The 23387-nt window shown below is 70.6% G+C and carries 21 protein-coding genes; 12 read left to right on the top strand and 9 right to left on the bottom strand.

Going from position 1 to position 23387, the window contains the following annotated elements; all coding sequences use genetic code 11:
• Positions 1 to 159: 159 nt before the first annotated feature.
• Positions 160 to 708 carry a CGNR zinc finger domain-containing protein gene (locus AB0C28_RS46310; RefSeq protein WP_358082432.1) on the bottom strand — a complete coding sequence of 183 codons (549 nt, stop codon included), beginning with the start codon at positions 706 to 708 and terminating at the stop codon, positions 160 to 162.
• A 29-nt stretch (positions 709 to 737) separates the two neighbouring features.
• Here AB0C28_RS46310 and AB0C28_RS46315 point away from each other — a divergent pair, with 29 nt between their 5' ends.
• Positions 738 to 1628: an arginase family protein gene (locus tag AB0C28_RS46315; RefSeq protein ID WP_358082434.1), complete on the top strand. Its 891-nt coding sequence runs from the start codon at positions 738 to 740 to the stop codon at positions 1626 to 1628.
• On the opposite strand, the gene AB0C28_RS46320 is transcribed toward AB0C28_RS46315, so the two are convergent.
• Positions 1618 to 3192 carry a DUF4434 domain-containing protein gene (locus tag AB0C28_RS46320; protein WP_358082437.1) on the bottom strand — a complete coding sequence of 525 codons (1575 nt, stop codon included), beginning with the start codon at positions 3190 to 3192 and terminating at the stop codon, positions 1618 to 1620. The genes AB0C28_RS46315 and AB0C28_RS46320 overlap by 11 nt on opposite strands.
• Before the next feature lie 95 nt (positions 3193 to 3287).
• Here AB0C28_RS46320 and AB0C28_RS46325 point away from each other — a divergent pair, with 95 nt between their 5' ends.
• A complete protein-coding gene (locus tag AB0C28_RS46325; RefSeq protein ID WP_357861765.1) occupies positions 3288 to 4094 on the top strand; it encodes an SDR family oxidoreductase in 807 nt (268 codons plus the stop codon).
• Positions 4095 to 4174: 80 nt separating this feature from the next.
• On the opposite strand, the gene AB0C28_RS46330 is transcribed toward AB0C28_RS46325, so the two are convergent.
• A complete protein-coding gene (locus tag AB0C28_RS46330; RefSeq protein WP_358082440.1) occupies positions 4175 to 5314 on the bottom strand; it encodes an FAD-dependent monooxygenase in 1140 nt (379 codons plus the stop codon).
• A 332-nt stretch (positions 5315 to 5646) separates the two neighbouring features.
• Between AB0C28_RS46330 and AB0C28_RS46335 the strand changes: the two genes are divergently transcribed.
• The 6 genes from AB0C28_RS46335 to AB0C28_RS46360 are packed head-to-tail and all read left to right on the top strand — an operon-like array spanning position 5647 to position 11637.
• The gene (locus tag AB0C28_RS46335; RefSeq protein ID WP_358082442.1) at positions 5647 to 6741 is read left to right on the top strand and encodes an ABC transporter ATP-binding protein; all 1095 of its coding nucleotides are present in this window, start codon (positions 5647 to 5649) and stop codon (positions 6739 to 6741) included.
• The gene (locus tag AB0C28_RS46340; RefSeq protein ID WP_357861759.1) at positions 6734 to 7828 is read left to right on the top strand and encodes an ABC transporter ATP-binding protein; all 1095 of its coding nucleotides are present in this window, start codon (positions 6734 to 6736) and stop codon (positions 7826 to 7828) included. Before AB0C28_RS46335 ends, AB0C28_RS46340 begins: the two co-directional genes overlap by 8 nt.
• Positions 7825 to 8730: a sugar ABC transporter permease gene (locus AB0C28_RS46345; RefSeq protein ID WP_357861757.1), complete on the top strand. Its 906-nt coding sequence runs from the start codon at positions 7825 to 7827 to the stop codon at positions 8728 to 8730. Before AB0C28_RS46340 ends, AB0C28_RS46345 begins: the two co-directional genes overlap by 4 nt.
• Before the next feature lie 5 nt (positions 8731 to 8735).
• The gene (locus tag AB0C28_RS46350) at positions 8736 to 9557 is read left to right on the top strand and encodes a carbohydrate ABC transporter permease (RefSeq protein ID WP_346104558.1); all 822 of its coding nucleotides are present in this window, start codon (positions 8736 to 8738) and stop codon (positions 9555 to 9557) included.
• A 2-nt stretch (positions 9558 to 9559) separates the two neighbouring features.
• On the top strand, positions 9560 to 9835 hold the full coding sequence (locus AB0C28_RS46355) for a DUF2160 family membrane protein (protein WP_357861755.1): 276 nt from the start codon (positions 9560 to 9562) through the stop codon (positions 9833 to 9835).
• 17 nt (positions 9836 to 9852) lie between these two features.
• Complete coding sequence (locus AB0C28_RS46360) at positions 9853 to 11637, top strand: ABC transporter substrate-binding protein (protein ID WP_357861754.1); 1785 nt, start codon at positions 9853 to 9855, stop codon at positions 11635 to 11637.
• A gap of 37 nt (positions 11638 to 11674) precedes the next feature.
• On the opposite strand, the gene AB0C28_RS46365 is transcribed toward AB0C28_RS46360, so the two are convergent.
• The 6 genes from AB0C28_RS46365 to AB0C28_RS46390 form a co-directional block, all read right to left on the bottom strand.
• Positions 11675 to 12736, bottom strand: coding sequence for a hypothetical protein (locus AB0C28_RS46365; RefSeq protein WP_358082445.1), 1062 nt, complete (start codon positions 12734 to 12736; stop codon positions 11675 to 11677).
• A complete protein-coding gene (locus AB0C28_RS46370) occupies positions 12726 to 14006 on the bottom strand; it encodes a Gfo/Idh/MocA family oxidoreductase (RefSeq protein ID WP_358082447.1) in 1281 nt (426 codons plus the stop codon). The genes AB0C28_RS46365 and AB0C28_RS46370 overlap by 11 nt, the downstream gene beginning before the upstream one ends.
• A 10-nt stretch (positions 14007 to 14016) precedes the next feature.
• Positions 14017 to 15303: an extracellular solute-binding protein gene (locus AB0C28_RS46375; protein WP_357861748.1), complete on the bottom strand. Its 1287-nt coding sequence runs from the start codon at positions 15301 to 15303 to the stop codon at positions 14017 to 14019.
• A gap of 44 nt (positions 15304 to 15347) precedes the next feature.
• Positions 15348 to 16214, bottom strand: coding sequence for a carbohydrate ABC transporter permease (locus AB0C28_RS46380; protein WP_346104547.1), 867 nt, complete (start codon positions 16212 to 16214; stop codon positions 15348 to 15350).
• Positions 16198 to 17139 (bottom strand): sugar ABC transporter permease, encoded by a 942-nt coding sequence (locus AB0C28_RS46385; protein WP_357861746.1) that lies wholly within the window; start codon positions 17137 to 17139, stop codon positions 16198 to 16200. The genes AB0C28_RS46380 and AB0C28_RS46385 overlap by 17 nt, the downstream gene beginning before the upstream one ends.
• 192 nt (positions 17140 to 17331) lie before the next feature.
• Positions 17332 to 18285 (bottom strand): LacI family DNA-binding transcriptional regulator, encoded by a 954-nt coding sequence (locus AB0C28_RS46390; RefSeq protein ID WP_358082450.1) that lies wholly within the window; start codon positions 18283 to 18285, stop codon positions 17332 to 17334.
• 179 nt (positions 18286 to 18464) lie between these two features.
• Between AB0C28_RS46390 and AB0C28_RS46395 the strand changes: the two genes are divergently transcribed.
• The 4 genes from AB0C28_RS46395 to AB0C28_RS46410 all read left to right on the top strand — a co-directional run bounded on the left by AB0C28_RS46395 (position 18465) and on the right by AB0C28_RS46410 (position 23386).
• Entirely contained in the window at positions 18465 to 19391 is a 927-nt protein-coding gene (locus AB0C28_RS46395; RefSeq protein WP_357861742.1) for an NAD(P)-dependent oxidoreductase, read from the top strand.
• Between the two features lie 73 nt (positions 19392 to 19464).
• Positions 19465 to 20337 (top strand): 5-dehydro-4-deoxyglucarate dehydratase, encoded by an 873-nt coding sequence (locus AB0C28_RS46400; RefSeq protein WP_357861740.1) that lies wholly within the window; start codon positions 19465 to 19467, stop codon positions 20335 to 20337.
• On the top strand, positions 20334 to 21386 hold the full coding sequence (locus AB0C28_RS46405) for a mandelate racemase/muconate lactonizing enzyme family protein (RefSeq protein ID WP_358082452.1): 1053 nt from the start codon (positions 20334 to 20336) through the stop codon (positions 21384 to 21386). The genes AB0C28_RS46400 and AB0C28_RS46405 overlap by 4 nt, the downstream gene beginning before the upstream one ends.
• Complete coding sequence (locus tag AB0C28_RS46410; RefSeq protein WP_358082454.1) at positions 21386 to 23386, top strand: DUF6807 family protein; 2001 nt, start codon at positions 21386 to 21388, stop codon at positions 23384 to 23386. The genes AB0C28_RS46405 and AB0C28_RS46410 overlap by 1 nt, the downstream gene beginning before the upstream one ends.
• The last annotated feature ends 1 nt before the right edge of the window (position 23387 follow it).

Raw genomic sequence — 23387 nt, forward strand, 5'->3', positions numbered from 1 at the left:
ACCGACAATTCCCGCCCCCGGCTGCCATCTCCCGCCTGTCGCCTCCGCCCACCCCGCCCCCCGGCCGACGTCGGCGCGGGCCTTCAAGGGGTGACGGGCCCGCGAAGCGGCGGCGTGGGCGGTCAGGGGACGGGTCCGCGCGGGAGCGGCGACGCACACTCAGCGGTGGCGGGCTCGGGAGGCGGCGGCGTGGGCGCGGTTGGCGCAGCGGGTCGAGCAGAACTGGCGCCGGCCCGGGCGGCTCCTGTCGACGAAGGCGTCCTGGCAGGGGCTGGCCGCGCAGAGTCGCACCCGTTCCCAGTCGCCCGACGCGGCGAGGTCCAGCAGTTCCGTCACCGCCCGCACCGTCAGCCGCTGTCCGAGTGAGGCGGTCGAGGGGGCGGCGAGCCGCAGGACCGGGGTGCCCGCCGACTCCGCCACGACCGCGCGCATCGGCGCCTCGTCCGCCCATCGCGCCAGGGCCCGCGCCCGCTGCTCCGGATCGCCGTCCAGGACCTGCCGCAGCCGCGACCGCACGGCCCGCACCTCGTCCAGATCCGCCGCACTCACGGAACCGGTACGGCGATCGGAGAAACCCGGCACGCCCAGTTCGGTGCAGAAGCGTCGCAACGCCGGGACGTCTGGCAGGCGTTCCGGGTCGTCCAGATACTCGTCCCAGGTGTTGGCCAGGTCGATCGCCACGAGGCCCGTCTCGGCGTACTGGCGCATCCGCTCTCCTCTTTGCTAACGTCAGGACTATGAACACATTAACTCCTGACAGACATCTGGTCATCCTCGACGCCCCATCCAACCTCGGCCTGCGCCCACCGGCCCCCGGCGTCGTGCCGGGCTGTTACAAGGCCCCGTGGGCGCTGCGGGACACCGGCCTCGTCCGGCGGCTCGGCGCGTCCGACGCCGGCGCCCTCGTCCCGCCCCGCTACGTGGCCACGTGGAAACCGGGCGACGGCGTGCGCAACGGAGCCGCCATCACCGCCTACGCCCGCGCCCTGGCCGGCCGGGTGAGTGGCATCAGGCGCGACGGCGGGTTCCCCGTGCTGCTCGGCGGCGACTGCTCGATCCTGCTCGGCCCCGCGCTGGCGCTGCGTGAAGCGGGCCGGTACGGGCTGGCGTACCTGGACGCGCACGCCGACTTCCGCCACCTGGGCAACTCCCCACATGTCGGCTCGGCGGCCGGCGAGGATCTGGCGCTGGTCACCGGGCGGGGCGAGGACTACCTGACCGACATCGGCGGGCTGCGGCCGTACGTCAGGGACGAGGACGTGATCGTGCTGGGTGTGCGGGACGAGGAGGATCTGCGGGACATCGCGGACAGCGGGCTGGCGTACGTCCCCGCCGGCGACCTGGACGACCTGAGAGACCGCGCCACGCAGGTGCTCGGCCGTGACGAGCTCGACGGGTTCTGGATCCACGTGGACGCGGACGTGCTCGACCCCTCCATCCTGCCCGCCGTCGACTCCCCCACCCCGGGAGGGCTCGACGCCGCTCAGCTGACCGAGCTGCTGCGCGGGCTGCTGGCGCTGCCGGGAGCCGTCGGGCTCGAGGTGACGATCCTGGACCCCGACCTGGACGAGGACGGCAGCCAGGCGGCCCTGCTGGCCGACATCCTGGTGGCCGCGCTCACGGGCTGAGCGGCAGTATGTACGGGTTCGTGCTGGAGTGGCCGGCCGCGTTGGTGGCCGTGATGAAGGTCCAAGGGGAGGAGGGCACGTAAGGGGCCCAGGCCGATTCGAGCCGGTCCCGTCCGTACCACTCCTGCCGCACCGCCACCCCCTCGAAGCTCAGCGTCCCCCCGCGCAGGTTGTGGCCCTCGACCAGGACGCCGGGCCGCCCGCCGAGCTCCTTCGGGTACGCGTTGACGATGATCGGCTGCTGCCACCCGGCCGCGATGTCGTCGGCCAGCGACGGCGTGTCGTAGCGGGCCTGGCAGGTGAAGAACGGGTCCCATCCGTACGAGATGATCTTCGCGGCGTGCCGCCCCGCCGCCATGACCTGGAGGTCGAGCCGGCTCTTCGTGGTCCGCCCGCGCGGCGGCAGCGGGTCGAGCCGCCCGCACTCCCCGGGGGCGGGCGTGGGTTCGAAGCCCTCGACGTTCACCCAGAGCTCCACCCCGTCCGGCACCCGCCGCGCCGCCGCCTCCACGTAGTCGCCAGTGAAGCCGTGGTACGCCCGCGCGTTGCTCACCTCGCCCACGACCGGCACCAGCCGGGGCGCGACCGAAGCGCCGGCCTCGTGCGCCGCGTACACCGGCACCTTGCCGGTGCCCCGCCCGTCCTGGACGGCGACCGCCATGGGCAGGCCCGCGCGGGTGGCCGCGATGTCCGCCAGCCCCTCCCCCGCCTGCGCGGGCGGGAAGCCGCGCCCCCTGCGCGCGTCGATGTACGGGCTGACCACCAGCCTCTTGCCCGGCAGCGCGGCGGCGACGACGGCGTGCTGGGCCGCGTACAGCTCGATGATCGGATCGCGCTCGGACCGCGCCCGCATGGCCAGCTCGAAGGACTGGTACATCCCACCGAAGGAGCTCAGCCCACCGAACCGCCGCCCGTAGTCGGCCAGCACCCGCGCGGTGAAGGCGTTGAGCGCGGCGAGGTGGCCGAGGTCGGGCTCCCACGGCTTGCCCTGCCGCTGCGGCGCGGCGGGCAGCCCGGGGAAGACCGTCATCCCGTACGCGCTCGCCTCCCGCATCAGGTGGCCGAGCCCGTCGCCGTCGGTGGAGATCAGGACGAGGTCGTGCTCGGCGTCGGAGCAGGACCCGGCCAGCGTGAGCCGATAGACGACGCGGTCGCCGGTCTCGATCCGCCGGTCGATCCCGGGGCAGCGGAGCAGACCCGGCCCGAACTCCTCGCCGCTCGCGTAGGAGTAGACCTGGCGGACGCGCTTGCCGGGCACCTCGGCGCACGGCCGGCCGTCGACGAGGCAGCCGTCGAAGTCGGGGTCCTGGCCGGCGGCGAACCGGGGGCCGAAGGTGATCAGCGTGTCGCCGCCGATGGCGTGGACGGCCTCGACCATGCGCCGCGTGACGCACAGGTCGGCGCGCGGCATCACCCAGTAGCCGGTGACCGCGTAGGGGGCCATGACCCGGGTGTCGCGGGCCGGACATTCCTCCGGCTCGGGGTCGCGGGGGATGATCATGCCCGCCACGAAGGCGACCGCCACGACGAGCCACAGGATCCGGTGCACCCACGCCCCTTCCACGCCTCCCCCAGCCCTTCACCCAGCCTACGCACCGCACCCCCGGTGCGGGCCGCCCGGAGGTGATCGCGGAGAATGACGGCAGGGGGTGGGACGACATGCAGATCGACCTCAGCGGAAAGACCGCGCTGGTCACCGGCTCGACCCAGGGCATCGGGGCGGCCATCGCCACGGGGCTGGCCAGGGCAGGAGCCCGGGTGGGGATCAACGGCCGCAGCGAGCGCTCGGTGGCGACGGCGATCGAGCGGATCACGAAGGAACTCGACGGCGAAGGCTCGGCGCACGACCTGGTCGCCGTTCCCGGCGACGTCTCCTCGGACGAGGGCTGCGAGCAGGTGCTGGGCGCGCTGCCGCAGGTGGACGTCCTGGTCAACAACCTGGGCATCTTCGAGGCCAAGCCGCCGCTGGAGATCAGCGACGCCGAGTGGCGCCGCTTCTTCGAGGTCAACGTGCTGACCGCGGTCCGCCTGACCCGCGCGTACCTGCCGGGCATGCGCGAGCGCGGCTGGGGCCGCGTCCTCAACATCGCCAGTGACTCGGCCATCGTCACGCCCTCCGAGATGATCCACTACGGGACCTCGAAGACGGCGCTGCTGGCGGTCTCCAGGGGCTTCGCCAAGGAGGCGGCGGGCAGCGGGGTGACGGTCAACTCCGTGATCGCGGGCCCGACGCACACGGCCGGCGTGGAGGAGTTCGTCTACCAACTCGTGGACAAGAAGCTGCCCTGGGAGGAGGCGCAGCGAGAGTTCATGCGGCTGCACCGGCCGCAGTCGCTGATCCAGCGGCTGATCGAGCCCGAGGAGATCGCGAACATGGTGGTCTACCTCAGCTCGGCGCTCGCCTCCGCGACGACAGGTGGCGCGCTGCGGGTGGACGGCGGTTACGTGGACGCGATCCTGCCGTAAGCACGCGTTCCCCGCGGACGCCGTAGCGCCCGTCTTCCCGGACGCCGCAGGGCCCGTTCTTCCTGGACGGGGCCACACCGTCAGCGGCGGTCGAGGCCCGACAGCTGCCAGGCCAGGCGGCGCCGTACGACGGGAAGGCGGCCGGCCAGCCGCAGCACCGCGTTGCGCAGCGGGCGCAGGGCGGCGCTCGCGGTGGCCAGCGAGGTCAGCCGGCTCGCCAGCCGCACGACCTTCTCCGCCACCGGCCGCCGCGCGCCCGCGTAGGCGTCGAGCAGGGAGTCGGGCCCGCCCGCCAGCACGCCGGCCAGCGCCTCGCCCAGCTTCACCGCGTCCTCGATGCCGAGGTTCATGCCCTGCCCGCCGGCCGGCGAGTGCACGTGCGCCGCGTCCCCGGCGAGCAGGACGCGCCCGTGGCGGTAGGTGTCGGCGATCCGGTGGTGCACGCGGAAGCGGGAACCCCAGACGACCTCCTTCACCACGGCGGGCTCGGCCTCGGGCCCCCGCGTGTCGAGCAGGCGCTGCACGAACGCCGCGTCGGGCTCGTGCGGGGCCTCGTCCACGGTGGCCACGATCCGGTGGAACCCGTCGGGCAGCGGGGCGACGACCACCAGGCCGTCGGGCGAGAAGTACAGGACGACCTCGTCGCTCGGCACGCCGCCGGTCAGCCGCACGTCGGCCAGGGAGAACGACTCGGCGTACGTGCCGCCGCCGAAGCCGATGCCGGACTGCTCGCGCACGAGGCTGTGCATCCCGTCGGCCCCCACCAGGTAGGAGGCGCGTACGGCGCTGCCGTCGGCGAGGGTGGCGGTGATGCCGGAGTCGTCCTGCTCGATCGCGGTCACCTGGACCGGCCGCAGCACCTTCCCGCCCAGCTCCTCCAGCCGGGCCAGCAGGTACGCCTCGGTGTCCGCCTGGGAGATCATCAGCGTGTACGGGTACCGCGTCGGCAGCCCCTCGAAGGGCACCGGCACCAGGAGCCGGTCGCGGTCGCGGATGGTGAAGCGCGGCGTGTGCACCCCGCGCGCGTCCAGGGCTGGGCTGACCCCGTACGGCTCCAGCAGCTCCAGCGTGCGCGAGTGCACGACGGCGGCCCTGGAGGTGTTCGTACCCTCGGCCTGCCCGTCCACGATGACGACGTCGTGGCCGAGCTGGGTCAGGACGACGGCGGCGGTGAGCCCGACGGGGCCGGCGCCGACGACGAGCACATCGGTGGTGATCATGATTCCTCCTTGGCAAGCCAACGTTCGTTGGCCAACACATGTTGACGATACCCACGCCCCTTCCGAGATGTCAACGCTTGTTGGCCACCAGGGGTTGGTTCGGCCCCGACCCCCCGGCCCGCCCTATGCCGCCATGTCGCGAAATATCCCCCGCCGACGCCGATGACCTGGCCCAGGGCAGCCACCGCGATAGCTCGAACCGTTCACGCCCTCCCCGCCCTTGACAACGACAGAAAACATCTGTCACTCCGCCATCAAATACACCAGAACAAAGCTTTGCGCCCACCTTCAAGTCGTGTTAGAAGGGAGAGAAGCAGAGAGGACCGGGCACTGTGACGGTGATTCTCGACGGCATCTCCGTGCGACAGCGCGGAGAGACCTGGCTGGACGACGTCAATCTCGAATTAGCACCAGGAATGACCACCGTCATCGGCCCGATGATGGCGGGAAAGACGACGTTGATGCGCGTCGCCGCCGGATTGCTGGCCCCGGAGACAGGCCGGGTGACGGTCAACGGAAAAGACGTCACCGGAATATCGGTGCGGAAAAGATCGGTCGCCTTCGTCTATCAGCAATTCATCAATTACCCGTCGCTGACCGTCTACGAGAACATCGCCTCCCCGCTCCGCCTCGACCCGCGCTTCCGCCGCGACGGCGTCGACCGCCGGGTGCGCGAGGTGGCCGAGCTCATGGGCCTGGCCGAGCTGCTGGGGCGCCGGCCCGCCGAGCTGTCGGGCGGGCAGCAGCAGCGCACCGCCATCGCCCGCGCCCTGGCCCGCCCCGTGGACCTGCTGCTGCTCGACGAGCCCCTGGCCAACCTGGACTTCAAGCTGCGCGAGCAGTTGCGCGCCGACCTGAAAGCCATGTTCGCCGGCTCGGGCGGCGTCGTGCTCTGGTCCACCGCCGACCCGAACGAGGCGCTGACGTTCGCCGCGCCGACCGTGGTGCTGGGCGAGGGCCGGGTCAGGCACGTCGGGGACGTCGCCGGCATGTACGCCCACCCGCCCACGCTCTCCGTGGCGGCCACGCTCAGCGACCCCCCGCTCAACCTGCTGCCCGGCGTCGTCCGCGACGGCCGCATCGAGGTGCTCGGCGCCTCCTTCCCCGCGCCCCGCGCGCACGCCACCGGCCACGGGGTCGTGCTCGGCGTGCGCCCGCACCAGGTCACGATCGGCAGCGCGCCGGTCACCGCCGCGCTGGAGCTGCCGGCCGAGATCAGGCTGGCCGAGGTGACCGGCAGCGCGACCTTCCTGCACCTGCTCCTCCAGGACGGCCACCACCTGGTCGCGCACCTGCCCGGCACCCAGCAGTTCACGCCGGGCGAGAGCATGCGCGCGTACGTGGACCCGGCGCACGTCTTCGTGTTCGACCAGGACGGCGGCCGGCTGCTCGGCACCAGCGCCGCGGAGGTGGACCTGCATGGCTGACATCCGGCTGGAGGGCGTCGGCCACAGCTACGACGGCGGCCGGACGTGGGCGCTGAAGCCGATGACCTGGACGTGGCGCGGCTCCAGGGCGTACGCGCTGCTGGGCCCGAGCGGCTGCGGCAAGACCACACTCCTGAACATCATCTCCGGCCTGCTCACCCCCACGGTCGGCCGGATCTGGTTCGACGACCGCGAGGTCACCGGCGTGCCCACCGCGGGCCGCAACATCGCGCAGGTCTTCCAGTTCCCCGTCCTTTACGAGGAGATGTCGGTCTACGACAACCTCGCCTTCCCCCTGCGCAACCGCAAGGTGCCCAAACAGGAGATCGACCGCCGCGTCCGCCAGGTGTCGCGGCTGCTCGGCCTGGAGGAGGTGCTGCGCCGCCGCTCGCGCCGGCTCGACCCGGGCCGCCAGCAGATCGTCAGCCTGGGCCGCGGCCTCGTCCGCCACGAGGTGGCCGCGGTGCTGCTCGACGAGCCGCTCACCGTGGTGGATCCGGCGCTGAAGTGGACGCTGCGCAGCAAGCTCAAGGAGATCCACCGCGACACCGGCCACACGCTGGTCTACGTCACGCACGACCAGACGGAGGCGCTGACGTTCGCCGACGAGGTGGTGGTGCTCAACGACGGGGCGATCGTGCAGGCGGGCGAGCCGGCGGAGCTGTTCCTGTCTCCGGCGCACGAGTTCGTGGGCCACTTCATCGGCTCCCCCGGCATGAACGTGCTGCCCGCGGAGGTGACCGGCGACGTCGTCAAGGTCGGGCAGTCCGTGGTCGGTGCGGTCGCGGACGGCCTGCCGCCGGGCCCGGTGCGGATCGGGGTGCGGCCGGAGTTCGTCCGGATCACCGCCGAGCGCGTCTCCCCCGGCGTCGCGGCCCGGGTGAGGGGGACCGATCGGATGGGCGCGTACGACCTGGTCCACACCACGGTCGGCGAGCACCAGGTGGTCGCCAAGACCGAGGCGGGCTCGGCCCACGAGCCGGGCACGCGCACATTCCTGCACTTCCCCGTCGAGCGCACGTTCCTGTTCAGGGACCAGGTCAGGTGCGGCTCACTCGCACCCCTGAACGAAGGGGGCCAGAGGTGAGCGAACAGGGCGACGTTCGGACGGAGGAGTCGCGTCCCGCGCTGAAGCGCAAGGACAACCGGGCCTGGTGGCTGGTCCTGCCGGTCGTCGTGTCCGTGGCGTTCACGGCGGTGATCCCGCTGATGACCGTGGTCAACTTCTCCGTCCAGGACGTCTTCAGCCCGGTCGACCGGGTCTTCGTCGGCCTGGAGTGGTTCCGCTCGATCTCCAGAGACCCCGAGGTGCGCGCGGCGCTGGTGCGCACGCTGCTGTTCTCGGCGCAGGTGCTGCTGCTGGAGATCCCGCTGGGCGTGGCGCTGGCGGTGGTGATGCCGCGCCGCGGCGTGTGGGTGTCGGTCGCGCTGGTGCTGGTCGCGCTGCCGCTGCTCATCCCGTGGAACGTGGTGGGCACGATCTGGCAGATCTTCGCCCGCGGCGACATCGGGCTCGGCGGCTGGACGATCAACAACGTGCTGGGCGTCAACTTCAACTACACGCTGGACTCCACGGACGCCTGGATCACGGTGCTGCTCATGGACGTGTGGCACTGGACGCCGCTGGTGGCGCTGCTGGCGTACGCGGGGCTGCGCTCGATCCCCGAGCCGTACTTCCAGGCCGCGCAGATCGACGCCGCCTCGGCGTGGGCCACGTTCCGGCACATCCAGCTGCCCAGACTGCGCGGCGTGCTGACGATCGCGGTCCTGCTCAGGTTCATGGACAGCTTCATGATCTACACCGAGCCGTTCGTGGTGACCGGCGGCGGGCCTGGCAACGCGACCTCGTTCCTCAGCATCCTGCTGTCGAAGATCGCGGTCGGCCAGTTCGACGTGGGGCCGGCGGCGGCGTTCTCGCTGCTCTACTTCCTGCTCGTGCAGATCCTCTGCTACGTCTTCTTCACCGTGCTCACCAGGTCGGGGAGGTGAGGACCATGACCAGGACCACCGGCCGGCGGCTGCCGTGGGCGCGCACGGTCTTCTGGCTCTACGTGGCCACGCTCATGCTGCCGCTGCTGTGGATGTTCGGCATGTCGATCCGCCCGAACGAGGACATCCTCGGCAGCTTCTCGCTCATCCCGCAGCGCGTGACGTTCGACAACTACGCCACCTTCTTCACCGACTCCTCGTGGTATTCGAGCTATCTGAACTCCATCGTCTACACCTCGCTGAACGCGGTCATGTCGCTCATCGTGGCGCTGCCCGCCGCCTACGCTTTCTCGCGTTTCCGGTTCGCCGGGGACAAACACCTGTTCTTCTGGCTGCTGACCAATCGCATGGCCCCGCCGGCGGTATTCCTGCTGCCGTTCTTCCAGATTTATCAGAGCGTCGGCCTGTTCGACACGCATCTCGGCGTGGCCATCGCGCACATGCTCTTCAACGTCCCGCTGGCGGTGTGGATCCTGGAAGGATTCATGTCCGGAATTCCGCGGGAAATAGACGAGACCGCGGCGATCGACGGCTATTCGCTGCCGCGTTTCTTCGTCAAGATCTTCCTGCCGATGATCCGGTCCGCGATCGGCGTGACCGCGTTCTTCTGCTTCATGTTCAGCTGGGTCGAGCTGCTGATCGCCAGGACGATCACCTCGGTGAACGCGAAGCCGATCGCCGCGACGATGACGCGGACGGTGAGCGCGGCGGGCGTGGACTGGGGCCTGCTCGCGACGGCGGGAGTGCTCACGATCGTGCCCGGCGCGATCGTGATCTGGTTCGTCCGCAACTACATCGCCAAGGGCTTCGCCCTGGGAAGGGTCTAGCCGTGCTCGACTGGATGGTCTGGACGCTGCCCACCGCCCTGGTCTTCGCCGGGCTGGTCGTGCTGCTGGCCGTGATGGCGGTCTGGGGCCGGATCTCCCCTCCCGTGGCCAGGCGGGGCTTCCTGCGGATCGAGACCGACCGGGGCGACCGGCTCTACATCGGGCTGATCAGCGCCGCCGTCGTCCTGGCCGGCTGGATAGCGGTCACCGACCTGTCCATGTGGCTCGCGCTCGGCTGCGCGCTGCTGGTGGCGGTCGTGATCGGCATGTGGGGCTAACAGAGAAGGAGCTGAAGATGAGGCATCGGGCAGGCAGGTCCGCGGCCGCAGGTCTGACAGTGCTCGTCATGATGGCGGCAGGCTGCACCCAGGGCGCGGACAAGCCCACCAGCGACTTCAAGGAGGCCGACGGGAAGGCGGCGGCCCAGAGATGGGTGACGGAGCAGTTCACCCCGAGCACGCTGTCCAAGGACCAGCAGCTCGCGGAGATGGACTGGTTCATCAAGGCCGCGGCGCCGTACCGCGGCATGCAGATCAACGTGGTCTCCGAGACGATCACCACGCACGAGTACGAGTCGCAGCAGCTCGCCAAGGCGTTCAGCGAGATCACCGGGATCAGGATCAAGCACGACCTGATCCAGGAGGGCGACGTCGTCGAGAAGCTGCAGACGCAGATCCAGGGCGACCAGAACATCTACGACGCCTACGTCAACGACTCCGACCTCATCGGCACCCACTCGCGCGGCGACTACGTGGTCCCGCTGTCGGACTACATGGCGGGTGAGGGCAAGAACGTCACCTCCCCCACGCTCGACCTGGACGACTTCATCGGCATCAGCTTCACCACCGGCCCGGACAAGAAGATCTACCAGCTCCCCGACCAGCAGTTCGCGAACCTCTACTGGTTCCGCTACGACTGGTTCACCGACCCGGAGATCAAGAAGCAGTTCAAGGACGCCTACGGCTACGACCTGGGCGTGCCGGTCAACTGGGCGGCCTATGAGGACATCGCCGAGTTCTTCACCACCAAGGTCAACGGCAACGGCACCGTCGACGGCAAGAAGGTCTACGGCCACATGGACTACGGCCGCAAGGACCCGTCGCTGGGCTGGCGCTTCACCGACGCCTGGCTGTCCATGGCGGGCAACGGCGATCCCGGCATCCCCAACGGCCTGCCGGTGGACGACTGGGGCATCAGGGTGGAGAACTGCCGCCCGGTCGGCTCCTCGGTGACCCGCGGCGGCGACACCAACGGCCCGGCCGCGGTCTACGCGCTCACCAAGTACGTGGACTGGCTGAAGAAGTACGCGCCCAGAGAGGCCGCGGGCATGAACTTCAGCGAGGCGGGCCCCGTCCCCGCCCAGGGCTCGATCGCCCAGCAGATCTTCTGGTACACCTCGTTCACCGCCGACATGACCAAGGAGGGGCTGCCGGTCGTCAACGGCGACGGCACGCCCAAGTGGCGCATCGCGCCGAGCCCGCACGGGGCGTACTGGAAGGACGGCAACAAACTGGGCTACCAGGACGCCGGCTCGTGGACGCTGCTGAAGAACACCCCGCAGGAGCGCAGGGCCGCGGCCTGGCTGTACGCGCAGTTCGTCACGTCGAAGACGGTCTCGCTGAAGAAGTCGATCGTCGGCCTGACCTTCATCCGCGAGTCGGACATCAAGAGCGACTACTTCGCCGACAACGCGAAGAAGTACGGCGGCCTGATCGAGTTCTACGGCTCGCCGGCCCGCGTGCAGTGGACGCCGACCGGCACGAACGTGCCCGACTACCCGAAGCTGGCGCAGCTGTGGTGGCAGAACGTGGCCACCGCCGTGACCGGCGAGACCACGCCGCAGCAGTCGATGGACAACCTGGCCAAGCAGCAGGACGACATCCTGTCCCGCCTGGAGCGCCTGTCGCGCGAGCGGCAGGGGTACGGCGGCCAGTGCGCGCCCAAGCTCAACCAGGAGCGGCCGGCCCAGTACTGGTACGACCAGCCGGGCGCGCCCGCGCCGAAGCTGGCCGACGAGCGCGGCAAGCCGGAGACGGTCGACTACGACAAGCTGATCGCCACCTGGAAGCAGGGGAACTGACAAGACGACCGCCGCCCGTGGCAGGAACGGGCGGCGGTCAGCCCTTCAGGTGCGCGCCCAGCCAGTCGAAGGCCCGTTCCTGCATGGGCACGTCGAAGCTGTGCGGCACGTCGGCGAAGACCGCTTCGTAGGCTTCCGGGGCCTGCGCGTAGCGGTCGCCGATGATCGTGTGGGCCCGGCGCATGCCGTCCTCGGGGAAGAGGCGGTCGCGCATGGCGTACTGGACCATGAGCGGTCGCGGGGCGCGGGCGGCGACCAGGTCCGGCCAGTCGCCCAGCCGCGGCAGCCCCGGCGGCCAGAACATCCAGGTGTGCAGGGGCACGTGCGCGGCCAGCATCTCGCGGAAGGTGGAGGTCATCGCGGTGACCACGACCGCGCTCATCTCGGGGTCGAAGGCCCCGAGCAGCGCGGCCCGCGCGCCGCCGCCCGACAGCCCGGCGCAGCCGACGAGGCCGACGTCGGGGCGCGAGCGCAGGTAGGCCGCGGCCGCGAGGTCCTCCCCCGCGACGACGCCGGTGAACGAGGTGCCGAGCGCCGCGCACTGCTTGGCCACGACGTGCTCGTGCTCCTTGGCGGCCTGGTCGTAACGGTCGGCCTCGCTCAGCGGACGGTCGGCCTCGCTCAGGGGGCCGTCGGGGAGCTCCAGCGGGAAGCGGCGGCTGCCCCACACGAACACGTCGTGGGCCAGCACCGCGAACCCGCGCCTGGCCAGCTCCCCGGCGAAGGCGCGCCCGCCGTAGATCTCGTCCCGCAGCCGGCGCACCTCGGGGGACGGCCCCTCAGGTCCGTCGGCGATCTTCTCCTTACCGGCCCACTTCATGCCCGCGTGGCAGTGCAGCGCCACCACCCCGGGCAGCGGGCCGCCCGCACCGGTCGGTTTGAGCAGGTACGCGTGGGTACGCGGCCCGAAGCCCACCGACCACGACAGCTCCTCGCCGTCCAGGCCGTCCGCGCTCCAGGTGCGCTCGACCCGCACGCCGGCCGCCTCAAGGTCGAGCACCCCGACGGCCTCCCGCGCCGCCGCAGCCAGCTCCGGCCCCGGCAGGCTGGGATAGAGGCCGAGCTGGGCCTGCGCGAGGCCGGCCAGCTCAGCGAACACGCGTGCCGCCGTCCGCGAGGTGCACGGGAGCCCCGGTACGGGCGGAGACGTTGGCCGCGTGGCCGGTCAGCACGCTGCGGATGCCGTCGCGGTAGCCGGCCTGCCGGGCCAGCGGGTCGTTGTCGGGGCCGCGGAAGACGTCGTTCAGCAGCAGCCGGTCGCCGCCGCCGTGCCCGCCGGCCCCCGTCTCGATCGGCACCTCCTCCGGCTCGCTCCAGTGCCGGCGCAGCGTGAGCCGCTCCGACGAGCCGGTCGCGTGCTCCTTGGCCGCCGCGCTCGGGTCGATGGCGGCGTGCGGGGGCGTCCACTCCCGCTCCACCACGTCCAGCTCCAGCCGCCCTGCCGTGCCGTTGAAGGCCACCCGGTAGCCCTCCCACGGGGAGTGGGCGTGCAGGGAGTAGGTCATGACGGCGCGGTTGGCGTAGCGGACCATCACCGACATGTTGTCGTCGATGTCGATGCCCTCGCCGAAGACGTCCTGGTCGCGGATGTAGCCGTCCTCGTGCTCGGCCTCCGGGTAGAGGCGCCGCAGCCGCTCGTCCTTGGAGATGTCCAGCAGGTACGGGTCCGTGCCCAGGCCTGGCGCGCCCTGGGCGCGCTCGGGACGCTCGCCCACGCCACGCTTCCTGGCGTTGTCGGCGCCGTAGAAACGCAGGGCGGTCTGCGCGAAGACCAGCTCGGGCGCCGAATCGAGCCACCAGTTCATCAGGTCGAAGTGGTGGGTGGACTTGTGCACCAGCAGCCCGCCGGAGTTGGCCCGGCCGCGGTGCCAGCGGCGGAAGTAGTCGGCGCCGTGGATGGTGTCCAGCATCCACTCGAAGTGCACCGAGGTCACCTCGCCGATCGCGCCCTGCATCAGCAGGCGGCGCACGGCGGAGTTGCGCGGCGAGTACCGGTAGTTGAAGGTCACGATCAGCTTGCCCGAGCTGCGCTCGGCGGCCGCGGCGATGGCCGCGCAGCCGTCGGCGTCGATCGTGAGCGGCTTCTCCACGATGACGTCGCGCCCGGCGTCGAGCGCCGCGCACACGTATTTCGCGTGCGTGGCGTCGACGGTGGTGACGATGACCGCGTCGGCGAGCTCGAGCACCTTGCCGAACTCCGCGGGCGCGAAGCGCGGCACCTCCTGACCGATCCGCTCGGCGTAATAGTCCATGCGGGTCCGGTTGGTGTCGCACAGGGCGACGATGGTGCCGGCGTCGCGCCACTCCCCGAGCAGCGCGTCGACGTACATCTGCGCGCGGTGCCCGAGCCCGACGAACGCGTACCTCATGCTTCTCCTATCAACCAGCGATGGAGGCGTTGGCCTCCGTGATGAACTTCTGCGCGGCGTCGTCGGGGGCCATCCGGCCGAACATGACCTCTTCCGAGTAGCGCGTGAGGATGTCCTCCATGGCGCTGGCGCCCTTCGGCGGGGCGGCGGGCGGGTCGGTGAGCTCGCCCTTGGCCTCGTCGAGGAAGGCCAGCGTCTTCTTGTCGGCGTCAGGGAGCTTGTCCTTGACCGCCGCGAGCACCTTGGAGCTGGCGGGCAGGCCGCGGTCGCTCAGGATGATCGCGCCCGCCTCGGGGTCGTTGATCATGTAGTCGATGAACTTGGCCGCCTCGGCGGGGTGCTCGGACTTCGACGAGGCGCTGTAGAACATGGCCGGCTGCAGGAACATGCCGCCGGCGGTGGCGCCCTTGATCTTCGGCATCCGCAGCAGGTCGAGGTCAGAGCCGGACGCCTTGGCCGCCGCGCCGAGCTGGTTGCTCCACCACATGCCCATCGCGCCGGTGTTGGTGCCGAGCAGCGACTGGTCGATGCTGGTGGCGCCGATCTCGGAGCTCTTGGCCGCGTCGGGCGCGCCCTTGCCCTTGATCAGGTTCTGCATGATCGACCACCATTCCTTGATGGTCTCCGGCGTCAGGCCGAGCTTGTTGCCGGCGTAGAACTGCTCGCCCTTCTGGGTGGCGTAGATCTGCAGGTAGGCCGGGTTCCAGCTGAGCTGCGTGCCGGTGACCTTGCCGCCGCTGCCGGCGGTGACCTTGTTGGCCAGCGCGATGTAGTCGTCCCACGTCCACTGCTTGTCGTCAGGCAGCTCCGCCTTGGCCTGCTCGACCAGCGACTTGTTGACGAGCAGCGAGAAGGCGTTGACGCCGGTGGGGATGGCGTACTGCTTGCCGTCGATGGCGCCGGTGGTCAGCACCTTCGCGTCGACGTCGGCGGTGTTGACCTTGCTGGCCAGGTCGGCCAGGGTGCCGCGCTCGGCGTATTCGCGCAGGCCCCGGATCTCCAGGCTCATGACGTCGGGCGCGTCGCTGCCGGCGACCTTCGTGGACAGCGTCTCGTAGTAGCTGGCCCAGTCCGAGAACTCGCCCTCGACGTCGATCGTCGGGTTCTTCGCCTCGAACTTCTTGATGGCCTCCTCGGTCATCTTCTGCCGCGCGTCGCTGCCCCAGTAGGAGAAGCGCAGCTTGATCTTGCCGTCGGCGGGCTCGCCGCCGCCACCGCCGCTGCCGCAGGCCGCGGTGACCGCCAGCACAGCGGTGGCGAGCAGTGCCGCCGACCACATCTTCTTGCCAGAGCTCACGGCTCTACCTCCTAGGGGATGTTCTCTGTTGGGGGGTGGACGAACTACTTCAGGCCCGTGGTCGCCACACCACGGATCAGGTATTTCTGGCCTGCCAGGAAGAACCCGAAGATGGGGCCGAGCGCGATGATCGACATGGCGAACATCGGCCCCCACGACGAATCGCTACTGGCGTCCAGGAACGTGCGCAACGCTACCGGCACGGTGAAATTGTCGGGATTGTTGAGATAGAGCAGCTGGCTGAGGAAGTCGTTCCAGGTCCAGATGAACGTGAAGATCGCGGTGGTGGCCAGCGCCGGCATGCACAGCGGCATGACGACCCTGATGAAGATGCGCCAGTAGCCGGCGCCGTCGATCTCCGCCGCCTCGTCCAGCTCCCGCGGCAGCGTGCGGATGAACTGCACCATGAGGAAGATGAAGAACGCGTCGGTGGCCAGGACCTTGGGCATGACCAGCGGCCAGATCGTGTTGATCAGGTCGAGCTTCGAGAACATGATGTACTGCGGCACGATCGTCACGTGGTGCGGCAGCATGATCGTGCCCAGCATGATCGCGAACCACAGCTTCTTCAGCGGGAAGTTCAGCCGGGCGAAGGCGTAGGCCGCCAGCGAGCAGGCCACCAGGTTCGCCACCACCGACAGCACGGTGATCACCGCTGAGTTCCACAGGTAGTAGCCGAAGGGGTGCTTCAGCGCGTACCAGCCCTCGGTGTAGTTCTCGGTCGTGACCTGGCTGGGCCAAAGGCCCGGCTCGCGGAAGATGAGCTCTTCCGGCTTGAGCGAACTGGAGATCATCCAGAGCAGCGGATAGAGCATGACCAGGCCGAAGCCGATCAGCAGGATGTGCTTGACCACGGGTCCGCCGTTGAGCGGGCGGAACAGCACCGGGATCGGCCTACTTCGTGTCGCCATAGAAGACCCAATACTTGGAAGCGAGGAAGTTCACCCCGGTCAGCCCGGCGATGATCAGGAGCAGGACCCAGGCCATCGCGGCGGCGTAGCCCATGTCGTAGTTCTTGAACCCCTGGAGATAGAGGTAGAGCGTGTAGAACAGGGTGGAGTCGGCCGGGCCGCCCCTGCCGCCGCTCACGATGAACGCCTGGGTGAACGACTGGAACGACTTGATGAGCTCCAGCACGAGGTTGAAGAAGATGATCGGCGTCAGCAGCGGCAGCGTGATGGAGCGGAACTGACGAAGCCAGCCGGCCCCGTCCACGGCGGCTGCCTCGTAGTAACTGCTCGGGATCTGCCGCAGCCCCGCCAGGAAGATGATCATCGGCGCGCCGAACGTCCACACGTGCAGGAGGATCAGCGTGCCCAGCGCGTAGTCGGGGTGACCCACCCAGCCGGGCCCCTGGATGCCGAAGATCGACAGCACCGCGTTGACCAGGCCGTCGGCGCCGAAGACCTTGCGCCACAGGATCGCGATGGCGACGCTGCCGCCCAGCAGCGAGGGCAGGTAGAAGATCGAGCGGTAGATGGGCAGCCCGCGCAGCCCGCGGTCGAGCACGAGGGCCAGCGCGAGCGCGAAGGCCAGTTGCAGCGGCACCGAGACGATCACGTAGACCGTGGTCACCTTGAGCGAGTTCAGGAACCTCGGATCCTCGGTGAACATCTTGGTGTAGTTGTCGAGCCCGACCCACTTGGCCTCCTCCAGGAGGCTGTAGTCGGTGAACGACAGGTAGAGCGAGGCGAAGATCGGGCCGATCGTGATGACGAGCAGGCCGACGAACCAGGGCGCCAGGAAGAGATAGGCGGCCCGTGCCTCACGGCGGGACCGTTTCGTGGATCGGTGGCCGCCACCTGCCGGCCCGCTCGCCACCGAAACTTCTGTCATCACGGACCTTCCGGCAAGAAGCGAATGGATAGCGCTTTCCTATAGCTGGCAGGAAAGTTCCGTCAACCCTTTGCAGACGTTACATAGCCGTTACCGATATATCGCGACCGCATTTCCCCTGCTAGCACGCTCGTCCCACAAATAAGTCAGATGAGTTACGATCCGATTTAGTACAACCGTTTGCAGAGCCCGCTATCGTAGAGCCGCGGTGGAGTCCCTGATGACCAGCCGGGTCTCCAGCGACGTGGTGGCCGTCACCTCCTGGATGAGCAGATCGACCGCCAGCCGCCCGGCGGCGGCCGTGGGCATGGCGACCGTGGTGAGCTTCGGCCGTGACAGCCGCCCGGGCACGATGTCGTCGATCCCCACCACGCTCACGTCCGCCGGCACGCTCAGCCCGAGATCGCCGAGTCCCTCGATCAGGCCGATCGCGACCAGGTCGTTGTAGGCCAGCACGCCGGTCACCCCCGAGTCCCGCACGCGGGCCGCCGCGGCGTACCCGCCGCGCTCGGTGGGCGCGTTGGGGCCCACCACGACGAGGTCGACGTCCGGCACCTGCTCGGCGGCCGTACGGATCTCGGCGCTCGTCCACGAGCCGGCCGGCCCCGACACCAGCGCGACCCGGGTGTGCCCGAGCCCGGCCAGATGCTCGACCGCCAGCCTGGCGCCGTGGCCCACGTCCATCAGCACGGTGGCCGCGCCGCGCAGCCGCCGGTTGATCACCACGAACGGCACCCGTTCGGCCAGCCGTTCGAGCGCCTTGTTGGACGAGCGCGGGCTGCACAGCACCACGCCGTCCACCTGCTTGGAGAACGCCTGCACCAGCTCCTCCTCCGCGGCCGGCTCCTCGTCGGTGTCGGCCACGAACAGGTGGTAGTCGCGCTGGCGGGCCGCCGCGTGGGCCGCCTTGATCAGCGGCGGGAAGAACGGGTTGGCGATGTCGGCCACGATCAGGCCGAGATTGTGGGTGCGCCCGGTCGTGAGCGCCCTGGCCGCCCGGTTGGGCCGGTACCCCAGCTCCTCGGCCACCGTCAGCACCCTGGAGCGGGTGGCGGCGTTCACCATGTGGGGCGCGGAGAAGGTCCGGGACACGGTCGACACATGGACCCCGGACGCCCTGGCCACATCACGAATCGTCACTGTCACGTCGCACACCCTAACGCAACCGCTTGCAGGCGCTTGGAAGTCGGTGAAAGCGCTTGCCACCAGAACTCGCCGGGAACCCCCAGCTAGAGAGCCGGTGACGAAATCGCCTCTTGACGCCTCACCCTTGCTGACCCGAAGGTTTAGTGCAACTGTTTGCAGTCTTGAAGGAGCCACTCACGGTGAGCAGAGTCCTCGTCACCGGAAGCGCAGGACGCCTCGGCCGCAGCGTGGTCAGCACGCTCGCGGCGGCCGGGCACGAGGTCATCGGCGTCGACCGCGCCCCGGGCACTCCGGCGGAGGCGGCCGTCACGTTACCGGCCGACCTCACCGACACGGGTGAGACGTTCGAGGTGATCGCCAGGTTCCGGCCCGAGTCGGTGATCCACCTCGCCGCGATCGCCACCCCGTTCAGCTTCCCGGAATCGGTGATCTTCAAGGTCAACACCCGGCTCGCGTTCAACGTGTGCGAGGCGTCGGTGGCGCTCGGCGTGCCCGGCGTGGTGGTGGCCAGCAGCCCCACCGTCATGGGGTACGGTGCGCCGGGCGGGTGGGCGCCGCACTATCTGCCGATCGACGAGGAACATCCTGTTCTGCCGTGGAACGCGTACAACCTGTCCAAGGTGACCGCCGAGCAGACGATGCGGGCCTTCTCCCGCGCGGGGAAGACGAAGATGGCCGCGGTGCGGCCCTGCTTCGTGATCCCGCCCGAGGAGTGGGCGGGCGCGCCGACACAGGCCGGCCACACCGTGCGTGAGCGGCTCGACCGGCCCGAGCTGGGCGGGGTGTCGCTGTTCAACTACATCGACTCCCGCGACGCCGCCGAGATGATCGCCGTGCTCGGCGAGGCGCTGCCCGAGCTGCCCAACGGCGAGATCTTCTTCGCCGGTGCGGCCGACGCGCTGGCCAGGAAGCCGCTGGCCGACCTGCTCCCCCAGGTCGTCCCCGGCACCGAGCCGTTCGCGGCCGCGCTGACCGGCACCACACCCGCCTTCTCCACCGCCAAGGCGGAGCGCCTGCTCGGCTGGCAGCCCAAGCGAAGCTGGCGTACCGAGCTCAAGGACGACTCCCCCCTCCTCGAAGCGGCCGGCCCGCACAGCCACCCGTGAGGGGATTCAGCGGCACCTGTCCGACTTTCCGTCCCGCCCACAAGGCCGGGGTTTCTATTCTCAAGGAGATTCCGTGAATCTCAGCGGTGTGCTGTTCTTTCCCGTGACCCCGTTCGACGCCGGCGGCGCGCTCGCCGAGGAGGTGCTGGCCGAGCACGTGCGGCGGGGGATGGAGCACGGCCCCGGCGGCGTGTTCGCGGCCTGCGGCACGGGCGAGTTCTCCGCGTTGTCGGAGTCCGAGCACGCGCGGGCGGTACGGGTGGCCGCCGAGGTCGTGGCCGGCCGGGTGCCGGTGTTCGCGGGCGCGGGCGGGCCGCTCGGCGCCGCGCTGAACCAGGCGCGGGCAGCCAGGGAGGCGGGCGCGGACGGGCTGCTGCTGATGCCGCCGTACCTGGCCCAGGGGCCTGGGCACGGCTTCGAGGCGTACGTGCGGGCGGTGGCCGAGGTGCTGCCGGTGATCATCTACCAGCGCGGCTCCGTGGTGCTCGAACCGGAGGCCGTGGTGGCGCTGGCCGGCCTGCCCGGGGTGATCGGGCTCAAGGACGGCGTGGGCGACATCGACCGGATGCAGCGCATCGTGCTGGCCGTGCGCGAGTCGTACCCGGACTTCCTGTTCTTCAACGGGCTGCCCACGGCCGAGCTGACCATGCCCGCCTACCGGGGGCTCGGGGTCGAGCTGTACTCCAGCGCGGTGTTCGCCTTCGCTCCCGAGATCGCGCTGGCCTACCTGAACGGCGAGGAGCGGCTGCTCACCGAGTTCTACGCCCCGCTCGTACGCCTGCGCGGCAAGGTCCCCGGCTACCCCGTCTCGCTGGTCAAGGCCGGCGTCCGGCTGCGCGGCCTGGACGTGGGCTCCGTGCGCCCGCCGCTGGTGGAGGTGAGCGGCGAGCACCTGGAGGAGCTGGAGACGCTGATCAAGACCGGGCTGGAACGGGTGGCGTCATGACGATCGCGGACCTGCGTACCGAGCTGCGCACCGCCCCGCTGCCGCGCCCGTGGGGCGCGGACGTGCCGGCCAACCACGTGATCGTCACCCATGTCACGCTCGCCGACGGGCGTACCGGCACCGGCTTCTCGTGGACGCCGCAGATCGGCGCGCACGCGGTGCGGGCGCTGCTCGACCACGACATCCGGGAGGCGCTGATCGGGCTGCCCGCCCATCCCGAGGTGGTGTGGGACCGCCTGTGGCGACACCTGCGCGAGGCGGGACCCGGCGGGATCACCACGGTCGCGCTGGCCGGCGTCGACCTGGCGCTGTGGGACCTGCGCTGCGGCGCCGAGGCGCTGCCCGACGTGCTGGGCCGCCGGCGCGACGAGCTTTCCGTGTACGGCAGCGGCGTCAACCTGCACTACCCGCTGGAGGAGCTGGTCGAGCAGGCCGGGCGCTGGGTCGCGGCCGGCTACCGGGGCGTCAAGATCAAGGTGGGCCGTCCCGACCTGGCCGAGGACGTGGCCAGGGTGGCCGCGGTGCGCGCGGTGATCGGCCCCGATCGGCTGCTGATGATCGACGCCAACCAGCGCTGGGACCTGCACAGGGCGCGGCGGGCGCTGGCCGCGCTGCGCGAGTTCGGGCTGCACTGGATCGAGGAGCCGCTGCCCGCCGACGACGTGGCCGGGCACGTGGAGCTGCGCCGCTCGATCGACGTGCCGGTGGCGGTGGGCGAGAACGTCTACACCACGTACGGCTTCCGCGACCTGCTGGCGGCGGGCGCCTGCGACGTGGTCCAGCCGAACGTGGTGCGGGTCGGCGGCATCACGCCGTTCCTGCGGATCGCGGAGCTGGCCAGGACCTATGACGTGCCGGTCTATCCGCACCTGCTGAGCGAGGTGTCGGGGCAGCTCGCCCTGGCCCTGCCGCTGCCGTCGATGGTGGAGGACGTGGAGGACGCCTCGTTCGGGCGGCTGGGGCTGCTGGCGGAGCCGTACCCCGTGGAGATCTCCGGCGGTGTGCTGCGGGCCGGCGGCCGGGCCGGGCTCGGGCTGAGGTGGTCGTGATGGCGCCGGCGAAGGTCGTCCTGGCCGGGGCGCAGGGACACGGACAGCACCATCTGGGCATTCTGCGCGAGCTGAGCGGGCGCGGGCTGGTCACGCTGGCCGGGATCTGCGACCTGCGGCCCGTGGAGGTGGACTTCGCCACGCCGCCGCAGTCGTCCGACCTGGGCGAGCTGATCGTCAAGACGGGCGCGGAGTTCACCGTCGTCTGCACGCCGATCAACACCCACGCCGACCTCGCGGTGACCGCGCTGCGGGCCGGCTCGCACGTGCTGCTGGAGAAACCGCCGGCGCCGAACCCCGACGAGCACCGCAGGATCGCCGCGGCGGTCGCGGAGACCGGGCTGAGCTGCCAGGTCGGGTTCCAGTCGCTCGGATCGACGGCCGTCCCGGCGCTGCGCGAGCTGATCGCGGGCGGCACGCTCGGCCGGGTGCGCGGCATCGGCGGCGCGGGCGCCTGGGCGCGTCCCGCCTCCTACTTCACCCGCTCCCCGTGGGCGGGCCGGCGCCGGCTGAACGGCGTGGACGTGATGGACGGCGCGCTGACGAACCCGTTCGCGCACGCCGTCGCGACCGCGCTGGCCATCGCCGACGCCCCGATCGCGGAGATCGAGACCGAGCTTTACCACGCGAACCCGATCGAGTCGGACGACACCTCCTGCCTGCGCGTCCGGCTGGAGGACGGGCTGACGATCACGATCGCGGTGACGTTGTGCGCGCCCGACGAGCAGCCGCGGCACGAGCCGTACGTGACCGTGCACGGCGACGCGGGCCGCGCCACGCTCTACTACACCCAGGACCGGCTCACGGTGGAGCTGGACGACGGCTCGGTCACGACGACCGCGCACGAGCGGACGGGCCTGCTGGAGAACCTCATCGACCACGCGCGCACGGGCGCGGACCTGCTGGTGCCGCTGGCCGGCACCGAACGGTTCACGCGCGTGCTGGACGCGATCCGGCTGGCCCCAGAACCGGTGCCGATCCCCGAACGGCACCAGATCGTGCACCGGGACGAGTCGGGCGAGGTGACCGGCCGGGTGCTGCCCGGCGCGGTCGGGCTGACCGACCTCAGCGCCAGGGAGCTGGCGCTCTACTCCGAGCTGGGCGCGGCGTGGACGCGGGTGGAGCTGCTGGTGTCGGGCCGGGAGGTGGCCGTCTACGACTGGCGTCCCGACCTGCCCGCCACCGACTCGCCCCGCCCCTACCTGTACGGGGTGCGCACGCTCGGCGGCGTGGAGGTGACCGAGGTCCGCCCCGAGGACCACGTGCACCACCTGGGCGTCGGCGTGGCGATCTCCGACCTCGGCGGGGCGAACTTCTGGGGCGGGCGCACGTACGTCAAGGACCGGGGGCCGGCCTGGCTGGCGGATCACGGCCAGCAGCGGCACGTGGCGTTCACCCGGCTGGAGGACGGCGGGTTCGCCGAGCAGATCGAGTGGATCGGGCCCGGCGGCCTGATGGCCCGCGAGGAACGAACGGTCACGGCCCGGCCGATCGGGACAGCCTCGACGCAGGACCCGCCGCAGCTCGGAGCCTGGGCACCGGGCTCCCCACCGGGCTCCCCACCGGTCGGGGCCGCCTGGGCGCTGGATTTCGCGTTCACGCTGACCAACCTCACCGGCGAGCCGCTGACGATCCAGAGCTCGGCCACGAAGGGCCGGGCGGGCGCCGGCTACGGCGGCTTCTTCTGGCGCGCCCCCGGCACCTCCCACGCCCGCCGCACGCTGCCCGGCGACGAGCGGGCGGTGCACGGCAGCCGGGAGCCGTGGATCGCCATGTCGGGCCGCACCCCGGAGGGCCGGGACTGGACGCTGATCTTCGTCCAGGCGGACGACCCGTGGTTCGTCCGGGTCGAGGAGTATCCGGGCGTGGGGCAGGCGCTGGCCTGGGACACGCCGCTGATCGTCGACAGCACGCTGACCCGGCGGGTGGTCACGATCGTCGCGGACGGCAGGCTGAGCGAGGAGGAGGCGTCGGCACTCGCCGCCGAGGTGCGGCTCTGAG

The organism is Nonomuraea sp. NPDC048892, from assembly GCF_040649735.1.
GTDB lineage: Bacteria > Actinomycetota > Actinomycetes > Streptosporangiales > Streptosporangiaceae > Nonomuraea > Nonomuraea maheshkhaliensis.

Bases quoted from the DNA above. Each gene is read 5' to 3' on its own strand.
- AB0C28_RS46315 (WP_358082434.1), top strand. From the start codon at position 738: ATGAACACATTAACTCCTGACAGACATCTGGTCATCCTCGACGCCCCA.
- AB0C28_RS46330 (WP_358082440.1), bottom strand. From the start codon at position 5,314: ATGATCACCACCGATGTGCTCGTCGTCGGCGCCGGCCCCGTCGGGCTC.
- AB0C28_RS46340 (WP_357861759.1), top strand. From the start codon at position 6,734: ATGGCTGACATCCGGCTGGAGGGCGTCGGCCACAGCTACGACGGCGGC.
- AB0C28_RS46370 (WP_358082447.1), bottom strand. From the start codon at position 14,006: ATGAGGTACGCGTTCGTCGGGCTCGGGCACCGCGCGCAGATGTACGTC.
- AB0C28_RS46310 (WP_358082432.1), bottom strand. From the start codon at position 708: ATGCGCCAGTACGCCGAGACGGGCCTCGTGGCGATCGACCTGGCCAAC.
- AB0C28_RS46325 (WP_357861765.1), top strand. From the start codon at position 3,288: ATGCAGATCGACCTCAGCGGAAAGACCGCGCTGGTCACCGGCTCGACC.
- AB0C28_RS46405 (WP_358082452.1), top strand. From the start codon at position 20,334: ATGACGATCGCGGACCTGCGTACCGAGCTGCGCACCGCCCCGCTGCCG.
- AB0C28_RS46380 (WP_346104547.1), bottom strand. From the start codon at position 16,214: ATGGCGACACGAAGTAGGCCGATCCCGGTGCTGTTCCGCCCGCTCAAC.
- AB0C28_RS46410 (WP_358082454.1), top strand. From the start codon at position 21,386: ATGGCGCCGGCGAAGGTCGTCCTGGCCGGGGCGCAGGGACACGGACAG.
- AB0C28_RS46385 (WP_357861746.1), bottom strand. From the start codon at position 17,139: ATGACAGAAGTTTCGGTGGCGAGCGGGCCGGCAGGTGGCGGCCACCGA.
- AB0C28_RS46350 (WP_346104558.1), top strand. From the start codon at position 8,736: ATGACCAGGACCACCGGCCGGCGGCTGCCGTGGGCGCGCACGGTCTTC.
- AB0C28_RS46360 (WP_357861754.1), top strand. From the start codon at position 9,853: ATGAGGCATCGGGCAGGCAGGTCCGCGGCCGCAGGTCTGACAGTGCTC.